A 14,438-nucleotide genomic window follows, 5' to 3' on the forward strand; every position below is an offset into this window, starting at 1 on the left:
TCGGTTCCAGCCTCGGACCCTGCTTCGGTTTCCGCCTCCGGCCGGCCGGTTCCCGCGCCGAAGAAGGACCCGATGAAGTCCTTCCGCGGCATCATGGCGGGCACCCTGATCCTCGAAGCGATCGTCGTCGCCCTGGCGCTGCCCGTGGTGGCGAAGCTGGGCGGCGGCATCGGCACCGGCACCGGGTACCTCGTGCTCGGGTTGATCGTCGCGCTGATCGGCACGTGCGCCGTGCTGAAGCACGCGTGGGCCGTGTACGTGATCATCGCCCTGCACGTCGTGATGGTGGCGGGCTGGTTCGCGCTGACCGCGCTCGGCGGCATCGGCGTCGTGTTCAGCCTGGTCTGGGTGTACCTGCTGTGGCTGCGGCGGGACGTCGCCAAGCGCATGGCCGAGGGCCGCCTGCCCAGCCAGCAGCAGCCGTAGCCCTCGCGTCAGCGCCGACGTGCGACCGGTCGGTAGAGCGCCCGCAGGACCACCAGGCAGACGGCCTGCACGCCCAGCGCGATCAGGGCGTGCACCAGCCACGCGCCCGCGAGCGTCGGCCCGCCCCACGCACCGCCCAGGGCGGGGTCGGCGGTGAACGGGTGGCCGATCGCGCCGATGGTGTCGGGCCACAGCGGGTAGAACCAGCCGCGGGCGACGAGGTACACGGCGAGCAGCGCGGGGGCGGTCGCGACCAGGGCTCGGGCGATCCCGGGCCGTGGCTGGACGCCCAGGCGGGTGGCGAGTGCGTTCATGGCGTGAACGCTAGGCGCGACCGCGGGGCGGGGCGTCGTACCGCGGAGCCAACCTCAGCGTCATACCGCGGTACCGGTCGGCATGACCCGTGGGTCGGCGTACTCCGTACCGGTCGGCGTGGCCCGTGGTCCGCCTGCGCTCGGTACCGGGAGCCACCTGCGCCGGGGCCGGCCTCCGAATTCTCCGGCTAACGTGAGACATGCGGTTCGGGTTGTCCTTGGTTCCGGAGTTCGCCTGACCGGGTGGTTCCGACAGCGCACACGTCCGCGACGGAGTCCCGACCCGTCGCGGGACGGGGGCGTGGTCCTCCGCCGTGCGTTGGGCCTGTGTGCGACCGGTTCCGTTCACCCGGAATTCGGCTTCACCGGCTACAAACCGGCGCATGAGCGATGGTGTGGTGAACCGGCGGACGCTGCTGCGCGCCGGTGCGATCGGCACGGCCGCGGCGGCTGTGCCCGGGGTCCTGGCGTTGCCCGGCGGTGTGGCGCTGGCGCGCGGCGGCGACCGGCCGGTGCTCACGCACGGCGTGCAGTCCGGTGACGTGACGGCCGACGGCGGCCTGGTGTGGACGCGCGCCGACCGCCCGTCGCGGATGCTGGTGGAGGTGTCGCCGGACCCGTCGTTCCGGCACGTCCGCACGGTGCGCGGGCCGCTGTTGACCCCCGAGACGGGCGGCACGGGCCGGGTGCGCCTGAGCGGCCTGCCCGGTGGCCGCGAGGTGCACTACCGGGTCGTCGCCGAGGACCTGGACGGCCGCGCCCGCAGCGAGGCCGTGGTGGGCAGCTTCCGGACGGCTCCGCGCGGCCGTGACGGCGTGCGGTTCGTGTGGTCCGGCGACGTGGCGGGCCAGGGCTGGGGAAGCAACCCGGACCTGGGCGGCATGCCGATCTTCGGCGCGATGGCCGCGCGCCGCCCCGACTTCTTCATCAACAGCGGCGACACGGTGTACGCGGACGGCCCGTTGCAGGAGTCCGTGACGCTGCCGGACGGCCGCGTGTGGCGCAACGTGGTCATCCCGGAGAAGCTGAAGGTCGCCGAGACGCTGGACGAGTACCGCGGCCAGTTCGCCTACAACCTGCTCGACCCGCAGTACCGCGCGTTCGCTGCCCGCGTGCCCATGATCGTGCAGTGGGACGACCACGAGGTGACCAACAACTGGTACCCGGGCGAGATCCTGACCTCGCCGCTCTACACCGAGAAGCGGGTGGACGTGCTGGCCGCGCGGGCGTTCCAGGCGTTCCACGAGTGGCAGCCCATCGACCCGAGGCGCGCGGTGGACGGGCGGGTGTACCGGAAGTTCGAGTACGGCGCGCACGTCGAGGTGTTCGTGCTGGACATGCGGTCGTACAAGGACGCGAACACGTCGCCGCGGGACGGTCGGGGCGTCGTGCTGGGCGCGGAGCAGGCGAAGTGGCTGGTCGACTCGCTGGACCGCAGCCGCGCCACGTGGAAGATCATCGCCGCGGACCTGCCGATCGGGCTGACCGTGCCGGACGGCGTGGACATCGAGGGCGTGGCCAACGGGCGGCCCGGCGCGCCGGGTGGCCGCGAGCACGAGCTGGCGTGGGTGCTGGGCGAGCTGAAGCGCCGGCGCGTGCGCAACACCGTGTGGCTGACGGCGGACGTGCACTACACGGCCGCGCACCACTACTCGCCGGAGCGGGCGGCGATCCAGGACTTCGACCCGTTCTGGGAGTTCGTGTCCGGTCCGCTGAACGCGGGCGCGTTCGGCCCGAACACGCTCGACCCGACGTTCGGGCCGGAGGCGGTGTTCGTGAACGCCCCGCCGGTCGCGAACACGACCCCGTTGGACGGCTTCCAGCACTTCGGCGAGGTGGAGGTGTCGCGGGACGGTGAGCTGACCGTGTGGCTGCGCGACATCAAGGGCGCGTCGCTGTGGAGCAAGACCCTCCAGCCGCAGCGCCGCTGACCCTGCCCGCGCCGCGCCGCTGCCCCTGCCTGGGCAGCACCGCTGACGCTGCACCCCCGCAGCGTTGGCGAGGCTGCCCGCGCACCGCTCACGCGCAAGGTTCTGCAAGCACTTGCGGCCGTCTGGCCCTTGTCCGGCCGTAGTTGTCGTGGTTTTGTGCACTCCGTCCCGGCGTCCTGCCGGGACGGGGTTGCAAGAATTTGCGACAAGGAGGTCGCTGATGCGTCGGGCCGTCGCCGCGCTCATCGCCCTGGCCGTTGTGCCGTTCGTCCCACCGTCCACCGGCGCCGCGCCCGAAGTCCAGCGGCTCGCCGTCGGCGCCGTCACCGACGTCGCGCCGGGCGTCCAGGGCGGTGACAAAGCGCTGGCCAAGGACGCGCTGCGGACCGACCTGACCGGTGAGCGGTTCTACTTCGTGATGCCCGACCGGTTCGCCAACGGCGACCCGCGCAACGACCGCGGCGGCACGAGCGAGACCGACCGGCTCAAGAGCGGCTACGACCCCGCCGACAAGGGCTTCTACCACGGCGGCGACCTCAAGGGCCTGCACGACAAGATCCCGTACCTGGACGACCTGGGCATCACCGCGATCTGGATGACCCCCATGTTCCAGAACCGGTGGGTGCAGGGCTCCGGGGCCGACATCTCGGCCGGCTACCACGGCTACTGGACGACGGACTTCACCAAGCTGGACCCGCACTTCGGCACGACCGACGAGATGCGCCGGCTGATCGCGGACGCGCACCGCCGCGGCATCAAGGTCTTCTTCGACATCGTCGCCAACCACACCGCCGACCTGATCGACTACGCCGAGGGCGAGTACGGCTACGTCAGCACCGGCGCGCAGCCCTACCTCGACGAGCACGGCAACCCGGTCGACATCTCGGCGATCGCGGGCCGGGAGGACTTCCCCGAGCTGACCGCGCCGTACACGCCGGTCGTCAAGGGCGCGAAGACCCCGGACTGGCTCAACGACCCGCGGCTCTACCACAACCGCGGCGACTCGACGTTCAGCGGCGAGTCCAACGAGTACGGCGACTTCTTCGGCCTCGACGACCTGATGACCGAGCACCCGACGGTCGTCAAGGGCATGCAGCGGATCTTCACCAGCTGGATCGACACCCTCGGCATCGACGGCTACCGCGTCGACACCGTCAAGCACGTCAACATGGAGTTCTGGCAGGCTTTGGCGCCGCACGTGAAGCAGTACGCGGCGTCGCGCGGCAAGAAGGACTTCTTCGTCTTCGGCGAGGTCTTCGACGCGAACCCGGCGTTCACGTCCCGCTACACCACTACCGGCAAGATGCAGGCGACGCTGGACTTCCCGTTCCAGAGCGGCGCGGCGACGTTCCTGTCCGGCGGCGGCGCGGCGCGGCTCGCCGAGGTGCTGGTGGACGACGACCGGTACACCGACGCGGACTCCAACGCCTCGTCGCTGCCGACGTTCCTGGGCAACCACGACATGGGCCGCATCGCGTGGATGGTCCGGCAGGGCCGGCCGGGCGTGTCCGAGGCCGAGCTGCTGGACCGGCTGGAGCTGGGCAACGCCCTGATGTACCTGTGGCGCGGCAACCCCGTCGTCTACTACGGCGACGAGCAGGGCTTCGCGGGCGGCGGCGGCGACAAGCTCGCCCGGCAGGACATGTTCGCGTCCCGGACGCCCGAGTACGCCGCCGAGGACCTGGTCGGCAGCGACCGGACCGGCGCGGTCGACAACTTCCGCACCGACCACCCGCTGTACCAGCAGCTCAAGGGCCTGGCGAAGTTCGTGGACGGCGACCCGGTGTGGCGCAGCGGCAACCAGGCGCTGCGGCTCGCCCGGGGCGACGTGCTCGCGTTCAGCCGCACGGCCCGCAACCAGCAGGTCGAGCACCTGGTCGTGGCCAACGCGGGCACCGCGCCGACGACCGTGGACGTCCCCGTGTCCGGGAAGGGCTACCGGCCCGTCTGGCCGGCCGCCGGGTCCCAGGTGAACGCGTCCGAGGGCAAGGTGACCGTGACGGTGCCCGCCCTGTCGGCGCTGGTGCTGCGGTCGACGGGCAAGATCCCTGCGGCCGCGCCGACGCCGACGCTGGTCGTGCCGCCGACCGGCACCGTGCTCGACGACCGCGTGGAGCTGCGCGCCGACGGCGTCACGTCGCCGTACGCGCAGGCCACGTTCGCGGCGCGGGTCGCGGGTGAGCGCGACTGGCAGGTGCTCGGCACCGACGACGCCGCCCCGTACCGCGTGTTCGCCGACCTGGCCGCGCTGCCCGGCGCGGCGGCGGGCAAGGACGTCGAGGTGCGCGTGGTGGCCAAGGACGCCAAGGGCACGTTGGGCGCGGACGGCGCGCGCGTCGGCCTGGTGGCCGCGCCGGCCGTCGAGCCGCCCGCCGCGGTGGCGTCGGACTGGCTGGTGGTGCACTACAACCGCCCGGCGGGCGACTACGACGGGTGGGGCCTGCACGCGTGGGGCGACGTCGAGAACGCGCCGACGTGGGACGCGCCCGTGCCGTTCGCCGGCGAGACCCCGTACGGCCGGTTCGCGTGGATCAAGCTGAAGCCGGGCGCCCGGTCGGTCGGGCTGATCGCCCACAAGGGCGACGAGAAGGACACCGACGGTGACCGGTTCGTCGACCCGAGCGTGACGCCGCAGGTGTGGCTGAAGCAGGGCCAGGCCGCGGTGCACGCCACCGAGCTCGCCGCGACCGGCCAGGCCGTGGTCACGCACACCGGTGACGCCACGGGGCTCGTGGTGCGCGCGGGCGGCGCCGACCACCCGTTCACCGGGGGAGTGGCGACCATCGCCGCCACCGCGCCGGTGGAGTTCTCCGTCGTGCGCGGCGGCACGGTCGAAGCCTCCGGCCGCACGGCGGGACGCGCGTGGGTCAACGGCGACAAGGTGTTCGCGAGCCTCGCCGCCGCGCAGAACCGCGCGGTGATCCACTACAACCGCCCCGACGGTGACTACACCGACTGGACGCTCTACCACTGGACGGGCTCGCTGGAGCCGAGTCCCGGCTGGAACCAGTCGCGCGTGCCGGACGGGCGGGACGGGTTCGGCGCGTACTGGTCGGTGCCGTTGGCGCCGGGCGCGACCGGGCTGAGCAACATCATCCACAAGGGTGACGCGAAGGACCCCGGCCCGGACCAGTTCCTCGACGTCACGGGCACCGGGTACGAGGTCTGGTACGTCTCCGGCTCGACCAAGCCGGACGGGTCCATCTCCTACGTGCTGCCGCCGTCCGCGGGCGAGGGCGTGGACGACGACGTCACCAAGGCCAAGGCCGTCTGGGTGTCGAAGGACCTGGTCGTGTGGGACGTGCCGGGAACGCCGTCCGACGGCTACCGGCTGGAGTACGACGGCAAGGTGCTGCGGCTGGAGCCGTCGGCGGACGCCGTGCCCGACCGCTTCCCGCACCTGCGGGGCAAGCCCGTGTTCCGGGTCCGCGACGGGGAGCGGCTGGACGAGGCGTTGCGCGGGAAGCTGTCCGCCGTGCACGTCGACTCGGGCGGCGGCCTGCGCCACCGCACGGGCGTGCAGATCGCGGGCGTGCTGGACGACCGGTTCGCCGCCGCCGCGTCGCGGCTGACGTACGGGCCGACGTTCGAGGGCGACCGGGTGACCACGCGGCTGTGGGCGCCCACGGCGTCCTCGGTGAAGGTCCAGGTGTCCGACCAGCCGGGCGGACCGGTCACGACGGTGGACCTGGCGCGCGACGACGCGTCCGGCTCCTGGTCGGCCACCGGGCCGTGGGAGGACAAGTTCTACCGGTACGAGGTGACCACCGCCGGCCGCACGGTGACGGTGACCGACCCGTACTCGGTGGCGCTGTCGGTGGACTCGACGCACTCGCAGTTCGCCGACCTCGGCGACGCCCGCACCATGCCCGCCGACTGGGCCGGGCACGTCGCCCGCGGCCTCGACGGCGACCCGACCGAGCACGGCATCACCGAGCTGCACGTCCGCGACTTCTCCATCGGCGACGCGTCCGTGCCGGAGTCCGACCGGGGCACCTACCGGGCCTTCACGCACTCGTCGTCGGTCGGCATGACGCACCTGCGGGAGCTGGCCGCCGCGGGCCTCGACACCGTGCACCTGCTGCCGACGTTCGACATCGCCACCATCCCCGAGAAGCGCGCCGACCAGCTGCGGCCGGCGTGCGACCTGGCGTCGTTGCCCGCGGACTCCGCGGCGCAGCAGCAGTGCGTGGCCGACGCCGCCGCGAAGGACGGCTTCAACTGGGGCTACGACCCGTTCCACTACGACGTCCCCGAGGGCTCCTACGCCACGGACGACGCGCAGACCGGGTGGGCGCGCTCCAAGCAGTACCGCGAGATGGTGAAGTCGTTGCACGACAACGGCAACCGCGTGGTGGTCGACGTGGTCTACAACCACACCGCCGCCTCCGGCGACGCGGCGACGTCCGTGCTGGACAAGGTCGTGCCGGGGTACTACCAGCGGCTCAACGCCGACGGCAGCGTCGCGAACTCGACGTGCTGCGCGAACACCGCCACCGAGAACGCCATGATGGGCAAGCTCGTCGTCGACTCGGTCGTGCGCTGGGCGCGCCTGTACAAGGTGGACGGCTTCCGGTTCGACCTCATGGGCCACCACCCGAAGGCGAACATCCTGGCCGTGCGGGCGGCGCTGGACGCGCTGACCGTCGCCGCGGACGGCGTGGACGGGCGCATGATCCGGATCTACGGCGAGGGCTGGGACTTCGGCGAGGTCGCCGGCAACGCCCGGTTCGAGCAGGCCACGCAGGCGAACATGGCGGGCACGGGCATCGGCACGTTCAGCGACCGGCTCCGCGACGCGGTGCGCGGCGGCGGCCCGTTCGACGCCGACCCGCGCGCGCAGGGCCTCGCGTCCGGCCTGGCCGGGGACCTCAACGGCACGCCCGCCAACGGCGACGTCGCCGCCCGGCTCGCGAACTACACCGACCTGGTGAAGCTCGGCATGGCGGGCAACATGGCGTCCTACCGGTTCCGGTCCACCGGCGGGGGCGAGATCACGGGCCGTGACGTGTCGTACAACGGCTCGCCCGCCGGGTACACGGGCGCGCCGGCCGACGTGATCACGTACGCCGACGCGCACGACAACGAGACGTTGTTCGACTCGCAGACCTACAAGCTGCCGGTCGGCACGTCGATGGCGGACCGGGTGCGGATGCAGAAGGTCGCGCTGGCGCCGGTGCTGCTGGGCCAGGGCCAACCGTTCCTGCACGCCGGCGCGGAGTTCCTGCGCTCGAAGTCGTTGGACCGCAACAGCTACGACTCGGGCGACTGGTTCAACCGCTACGACCCGTCGTTGCGGGACAACGGCTTCGCCCGCGGCCTCCCCCCGGCCGCGGACAACGAGGACAAGTGGCCCTACGCCGCGCCGCTGCTGGCCAACGCCTCCCTGAAGCCCTCGTCGGACGACATGCGCGCCGCCGTGGACAACACGCTGGAACTGCTGAAGATCCGCAAGTCGTCGCCCCTGTTCACCCTGAACGACGCGGCGCTCGTGCAGCAGAAGCTGTCGTTCCCGGCGGCCGAGCCGGGCATCGTCGCAGCGCTCCTCGACGACACCGCCGGCCCGGACGTCGACCCGGCGCTGGACGGCATCCTGGTGATCGTCAACCCGTACCCGACCGCCAAGTCGACCACCGTCGCCGGCGACTGGCAGAACCACGCCCTGAGCAGCGACAAGGCCACGTTCGCGAACGGCACGATCACCGCGCCGGCCCGCTCGGTCGTCATCCTGACCCGCTAGTGACCGGCCAGTTCGACGCGTGACCGGACGTGCTCGGCGCGCAGGATGCGGAACCCCCGCTCCTGCGCGCCGAGCACTTTCACGAGGTTGTGGCGTCCGGCGAGTACGTGGAGTTCCGGCACTTCGGGGCGCGGACGACCGTCGATCCGATGCCGACGGGCCACGCCTCAGCGGAACCGTCCTGGAACGGCATCATCGACTCACCGTCGAAGGCGATCGGCCCTGACGCTTCGAGGTCTGCGAACGGGTGCGGTGGTCGCCCCGACAACGTCATGGGCGACCACCCGTATGTCACGCACGCCCGATCGACAAGATCGGACACCCACCGGGGCGGTGATCCTCGACCGACAGCACCCGAGACATCACATGTCGGTCTTTTTCTCCTTACGCCACCTCTGTATGCCGGCCACAAGAAGGGAGCCGGCGAGACAGCCCATGACCACCGGAGCCCAAGGCGCTCGATCGCTGATCGCGAAAGCCCCGACGAGCAGGAGCAGGCAGAGCGCAGCCGCGACCGAGTAGAACAGGCGATAGCGGGTCGACTCCGGTGTGCGCCTCATCCAAAGATTCCCTTCAACGTGTTCGTGAAGCGACTCGCCCCACCGAGAACACCGCCGGTGATTCCACCCAGTCCGTCATCGGCGACTTCCTGGGAGTTGCCGCCCGCGATCTGCGAACCCAATGCCGCACCGGCGCCGCCCAGCAGACCTCCCATGACCGCGCCGGCCGCGATGCAACCGACTCCGGCGGTAGCCGCGCAGGTGCCGACCAGGCCGATACCGATCCCGGTACCGATGAAGCCACCGATCGTCGATCCTTGCGTGGAGGCCGTGCTGGCGCCGGTGGGGTCGCTGTTGTTGATGGGGTCGCCTTGGGCGTAGTTGTAGGGGTTGGGCTCCTGGCCGGTGGGGTCGGGTGAGCGGAAGCGGGCGTAGGCGCTGTCGTAGACGCGGTAGCCGAGCAGGTAGTGGCCGCGTTGGAGCTGGTAGGCGCCGAGGTAGCGGAACGGGTTGGCCGCCGCGGCGGGTCCGGTGGCGGTGACCGCGCCGTAGGGGGCGTAGGTGTACTCGGCCGCGACGTTGCCGTTGGTGTCGACCAGCGCGAGGACGCTGCCCTGGTGGTCGGTGACCGCGCCGTAGCGTGCGCCCGCCTTGTCCTTCAGGCCGATGAGCAGGCCTTCGGTGTCGCGGGTGTAGCTGGAGCGGGTCCCGTTGTCCACGGTCTCTGTTACCCCGAGCGCGGTGCGGGTGAACACGTGCGTGACCGGGGTGCCGCCGGTGGGGGTTTCGGTGATGGTGCGGGGTTGGGTCTGATCCGCGGTGTCGTAGGTGAAGTCGAGCACCTTGGTGGTGCCGAGGTTGCCGGTGAGCAACTGGTTGGTCGGGCTGAAGGTGAAGCTTGATTCGGGATTGGTGGTGGACTTGTAGTTGCCCGCGCCGTCGAACACCGCGCTCACGTCGTTGATCTTGGTGTACTGGTCGGCGGCGTTGACGGTGTAGGTGCGGCCCTCGCCGGAGAGCAGGTTGGTGGCGTTGTCGAGGGTGTAGGCGCCGGTGCCCGCCTTGGTCAGGCGGCCCAGTGCGTCGTAGGTGTAGTCGGTGACGACGCCCTTGATCGTCTTGGACTGGAGCTTGTCGGTGTCGCTGCCGTCGGGGCGGGTGTGGCGGTAGGTGGCCTTGAACAGCTCCGCGCCGGGTTTGGTGACGGTGATGGAGGTGTGGCGGCCGGCGTTGTCGTAGCCGGTGGTCTGCACCGCGCCGCCGGGGAAGTTGGTGGTGGTGCGCCGGTCGGCGTTGTCGTAGCCGAACGTCGTGGTCCCGCTGTAGGCGTCGGCGAGGGACGTCAGGCGGTCGGCGGCGTCGTAGGCGTAGGTCGCGGTGCCGGTCGGGGTGGTCAGGGTCTTGAGGTTGCCGACCTTGTCGTAGGTGTAGGACACCACCTCGGTGCCGCGGGTGACCTTGGTCAGCTGGTTGCGCACGTCGTACTCCAACGTCCGCGTCACGCCGGGCACCTGGGTGGAGGTGAGGTTGCCGTTGGCGTCGAAGGTGTTGGCCTGCACCACGGTCGTCCCGTGCTTGACCGACACGACGCGGTCGAGCCTGTCGTAGCCGTAGTCGATGCGCACGCCGTTGCCGTCGGTCACGCTCGTCACCCGCGACAGCGAGTCGTACGTGTACGCGGTGGCCCCCGCGGGCGCCGCCGGGACGACCTTGGTCAGGTTCCCGGCGGTGTCGTACTCGTAGGAGGTGATCGCGCCCTTGCCGTCCTTGCGCGTCTTCACCAGGCCCAGCGAGGAGTAGGCGTACGTCTCGATGTCGGCGTTCAGGCCCGTCGAGCGCACCTTGGTCAGGTTGCCGTTGGTGTCGTACTCACGGGTGGCCTGGTTGCCGGAGGCGTCGGTGACCTGGGTGGGCAGGTGCGGGTGCGCCGAACTGGTGTAGCCGACCACGCTCTGCGCCCCGGTCGCCAGCTTCGTGCCGATCAGGTTGTTGAGCGAGTCGTACTGGTAGGTCGTGGAGTGCTGCAACCCGTTGGTCGTGGTGTTGACGTCACTGGCCGCGGTCCAGGTCTGCGACTGCACGTGCCCCAACGCGTCCGTGGCCTTGACCTGCCGTCCCTCGTCGTCGAACTCGTGCCGGGAGGCGTGGCCGTTGGCGTCGGTGACGACCGTGTGCCACGAGGTCGTGGCGTCGCGCTGGTAGGTCGTGGCGACGCCGACGCCGTCCGCGGTGGGCTTGGTCAGCTTCGTCAGGCGCAGGGTGGACAGGTCGTACTCGAACCGGTAGGCCCTGCCCTGGGGGTCGATGATCGCGCTGGGCAGGTTCGAGTAGCCCGGCGTGTACTCGATCCTGATCCGGCCCCCGGCGCGGTCGCCGAACTCCCTGAGGGTGCCGTTGGTGCCGTAGACGCGGTCGCCGAACGTCAACCCGGACGGATCGGTGATCGACGCCGGCCGGCCCTGGTCGTCGTAGTTGAACGTGGTCACCCGACCCTGGGTGTCCACAACAGACACCAGCTTGCCGTCGGGCGCGTAGCGGTTGGTGACGGCGTTGCCGTTGCGGTCGGTCTGCGAGACCAGCCAACCCCTCGCGGTGAACAGCCACCGCTCGTCCGAACCGTCGAAGGACACCACGAACCCGCCATCGGGCGTCTTGGTCAGCCTCGCGTCGACCTTCGGCGCGGGCGCGTAGGTGCCGTCGAGATTGTCGTCGAACCACTCGCAGTACCCGTTCGGACCGTGGAAGATCACGCCCTGGCCGGGGTAGACCTCCAAGCCGACGGTGTCGTAGCTGAGCAGCCACTCGGTGCCGTTCACGCTGCTCGCCGCGGTGTTGAAGAACCGGTCCACCGTCAGGTTCAACCCGGTGCCCTTGACCGTCAGCTCGCGGTAGGCGAACACGACGTTGCGGGTGTGGAGGTTGACCAGCAGCTCCAACCGGTCACTGACCTGGTGCCGCTCCATCGGGTACGACGGCAGGATGCCGTAGTCCTCACCGGCGCACGTCGAGCGCTGCGCCTGCATGTCACCCGCGCCCGCCGCCCGCCAATCCCGGTCGGGCGCCGGACCACCCACGGGCGTCCTGTTCACCTGCGACGACGGAATCCACGTCTCCGGCGCCTTCACCGTCTCGTCCGCCTCCGGAGCCGCCTGCCCCGCTCCGGTCACCACACCGGCAACCAGGACCGCGACCACCGCGCTGCCGAACAAGCGCAGCACAGAACCACGCAGAACACTGCGTCTCACAACGATTCCCCCTCACAGAACCGGACACCCCCCGGCGTCCGGCACACATCCGGCGCACTCCGGCACCGGCACGTCCGAAACTAACGGCCACAATGCCAACCCGCACTTCCGTGGCGGGACGTCACGCCAACGCAGCAACACCGAGCCACACACGGTCACAATCGTGGAAGACAGATGGACCGAAAGGGGTGCCCGCACTGTGCAGCAAACTTGTCAAAGCCACGCCGCTCGCGCACAGACCTGGTCAGCGTGCGGTGTTCGGGTGACGGACTAATTCCAGTCGGGTCGAGGCGACGAGTCGTAGCCGATGACAAACAGGAGCTCATAGTTCTATCCGGACCGCCTGTCGGCATCAACCACCCGCCGGCGGGACATACCTGAGACGCCCATCGTCGATGGGCAACCGTTACGCGACGCGCTCACAAGCCAGCGAACGGGCAGGCCATCCGCCCTGGACCCTAGTGGCCAGTGCGAGGCAGACCCTCCAGAGTCAGTCCTCAAGTGTGTACACACGGATCTTCGGCAGCTACTGTCGCAGCACTGGCGCATTGTGGATGCCCTGAATGACGAAGTCGATGTCCTTCCGAGGTTGTGGTCTTCGATGAAATTCTTTCGGTACGGCCGGCCCCCACGCCGGTCTCCGTCGGCGTCGGGCGAGTAGACGTTGTAGCCCAGGAAATGGTTCTGGTCGTCGAGGGTGTCCGCGACCCGGTGGATCCGGCCGTCCTGGCTCGCCCAGTTCCGGAGTCAGGAGGCCTGGACAGTCCATGCCCAATTGTGTGGCCAGATCACGACCGTGTAGGTCGTCGACCGCAGACTCCACGAGTTGCGCGTAGACGGCGATCGAGGCGCGGACACGGCGACGAGCCACGAGCAGAATTGGCTACCGGTTCCGCACCGACGGCGGCACGGACCGGTACCTCGTGCTGGACAAGCGGGCGGGGGCGTCACTCCCGAGGACGGCGATCGTGACGGCGTGTTCCGCGCCGCGGCGACCGCGCTCGCCAAGACCTGGCTCGGCACCGGGACGGCGCCGGAGCGGCTGGTCCACCAGAGCTGACGGGTGGGCACGGCGGGTGCCGGCGCAGCTCCGGCTACCCTTCACCCAGTCGCACAATCCCGCACGAAGGAGTACCGACCGCCGTGAGCGAGCGCACCCTGGTCCTGGTCAAGCCCGACGGCGTCAGCCGCGGCCTGGTCGGCGAGGTCATCTCCCGCATCGAGCGCAAGGGCCTCGGCCTGGCCGCCCTCGAACTGCGCACCGTGGACCGCGCGACCGCCGAGCAGCACTACGCCGAGCACGACGGCAAGCCGTTCTTCGCCGACCTGGTCGAGTTCATCACCGGCGGCCCGCTGGTGGCGATGGTCGTCGAGGGCACGCGGGCGATCGCGGCGTTCCGCCAGCTGGCCGGCGGCACCGACCCGGTCGAGAAGGCCACGCCCGGCACGATCCGCGGCGACTTCGGCTTGGAGGTCCAGTTCAACCTGGTCCACGGTTCGGACTCGCCGGAGTCGGCCGAGCGCGAGATCAAGCTCTGGTTCCCGAACCTCTGAGCGCCGCGCAAGCACCGCAAGAGCACGAGACACGGCCCGGATCGCGTTGCGGTCCGGGCCGTGGCGTTCCCCGGCGTCAGCGGCCCTAGCGCCGCCCCACCGCCGTCCGACGCGGTGACGAGCCGAGGCCGCCGGGGGCCGAGCCGTGCAGCACGACGCCGTCCCGGTGGCCCAGGGGCAGGTACATCCGCACGTCGTCGTAACGCACGTCGTCCACCGCGATGACGTTCGGCAGCCGACCCCACTCGCGGAAGCCGAGGCTCTCGTACAGCTGGATGGCGCCGTGGTTGTTGCCGCGCACGCCGAGCGTCAGCACCTCCAGCCCGGCCGTGCGCGCGTGCTCGACCACCGCGCCCACCAGCCGCGCGCCCAGTCCGAGGCCTCGCGCCGCCGGGTGCGCCGCCACCCGCCGCACCTCGGCCATGTGCCGGAACACCTCGCTCTCGGACCGCCGCCACGTCGCCGTGCCGCGCAGCACGCCGTCCACGCGCGCCACGACGAGCGCGCCGTCCCGGGGGGAGCCGAGGACGCCGTCCAGCCACGCGTCGGTCTCCGCACGTCCCGGCGGACGTCGCCAGCCGATCGCGCCGCCCGCGGCCACCACGGCGTGCAGCACCTCGTGCACCTCGGCCCGCAACCGCTCGTCCGCCACCGCCGGCCAGGTCAGCTCGATCTCCACGGGCCACACCCTAAAACGATTCCGGGATTGTCGGACCCCGCCGCTAACG

The 14,438-nt window shown here is 70.8% G+C and carries 7 protein-coding genes; 4 read left to right on the forward strand and 3 right to left on the reverse strand.

Translation table 11 applies throughout. The features are described from left to right. Positions 1 to 72 precede the first annotated feature (72 nt). Positions 73 to 426 carry a DUF4233 domain-containing protein gene (locus ACRAKH_RS06685; protein WP_380718795.1) on the forward strand — a complete coding sequence of 118 codons (354 nt, stop codon included), beginning with the start codon at positions 73 to 75 and terminating at the stop codon, positions 424 to 426. Between the two features lie 8 nt (positions 427 to 434). Here the strand turns inward: ACRAKH_RS06685 and ACRAKH_RS06690 are convergent, their stop codons facing one another. Next, complete coding sequence (locus ACRAKH_RS06690) at positions 435 to 740, reverse strand: hypothetical protein (RefSeq protein WP_380718797.1); 306 nt, start codon at positions 738 to 740, stop codon at positions 435 to 437. 383 nt (positions 741 to 1,123) lie between these two features. Between ACRAKH_RS06690 and ACRAKH_RS06695 the strand changes: the two genes are divergently transcribed. Continuing rightward, positions 1,124 to 2,671: an alkaline phosphatase D family protein gene (locus tag ACRAKH_RS06695; RefSeq protein ID WP_380718799.1), complete on the forward strand. Its 1,548-nt coding sequence runs from the start codon at positions 1,124 to 1,126 to the stop codon at positions 2,669 to 2,671. 220 nt (positions 2,672 to 2,891) lie between these two features. Then, entirely contained in the window at positions 2,892 to 8,411 is a 5,520-nt protein-coding gene (pulA, locus tag ACRAKH_RS06700) for a pullulanase-type alpha-1,6-glucosidase (RefSeq protein WP_447009686.1), read from the forward strand. 556 nt (positions 8,412 to 8,967) lie between these two features. On the opposite strand, the gene ACRAKH_RS06705 is transcribed toward pulA, so the two are convergent. Further along, the gene (locus ACRAKH_RS06705) at positions 8,968 to 12,129 is read right to left on the reverse strand and encodes an RHS repeat-associated core domain-containing protein (protein WP_380718804.1); all 3,162 of its coding nucleotides are present in this window, start codon (positions 12,127 to 12,129) and stop codon (positions 8,968 to 8,970) included. 1,170 nt (positions 12,130 to 13,299) lie between these two features. On the opposite strand from ACRAKH_RS06705, the gene ndk reads away from it, so the two are divergent. Continuing rightward, the gene (gene ndk, locus ACRAKH_RS06710; protein WP_380718806.1) at positions 13,300 to 13,710 is read left to right on the forward strand and encodes a nucleoside-diphosphate kinase; all 411 of its coding nucleotides are present in this window, start codon (positions 13,300 to 13,302) and stop codon (positions 13,708 to 13,710) included. An 85-nt stretch (positions 13,711 to 13,795) separates the two neighbouring features. Here the strand turns inward: ndk and ACRAKH_RS06715 are convergent, their stop codons facing one another. Continuing rightward, a complete protein-coding gene (locus ACRAKH_RS06715) occupies positions 13,796 to 14,389 on the reverse strand; it encodes a GNAT family N-acetyltransferase (protein WP_380718808.1) in 594 nt (197 codons plus the stop codon). Between the last annotated feature and the right edge of the window lie 49 nt (positions 14,390 to 14,438).

It is taken from the genome of Saccharothrix hoggarensis (genome assembly GCF_052936025.1).

What these genes read in the sequence shown, in the direction of transcription:
- ACRAKH_RS06685 (WP_380718795.1), top strand. Translation starts at nt 73, where the DNA reads ATGAAGTCCTTCCGCGGCATCATGGCGGGCACCCTGATCCTCGAAGCG.
- ACRAKH_RS06690 (WP_380718797.1), bottom strand. Translation starts at nt 740, where the DNA reads ATGAACGCACTCGCCACCCGCCTGGGCGTCCAGCCACGGCCCGGGATC.
- ACRAKH_RS06695 (WP_380718799.1), top strand. Translation starts at nt 1,124, where the DNA reads ATGAGCGATGGTGTGGTGAACCGGCGGACGCTGCTGCGCGCCGGTGCG.
- pulA (WP_447009686.1), top strand. Translation starts at nt 2,892, where the DNA reads ATGCGTCGGGCCGTCGCCGCGCTCATCGCCCTGGCCGTTGTGCCGTTC.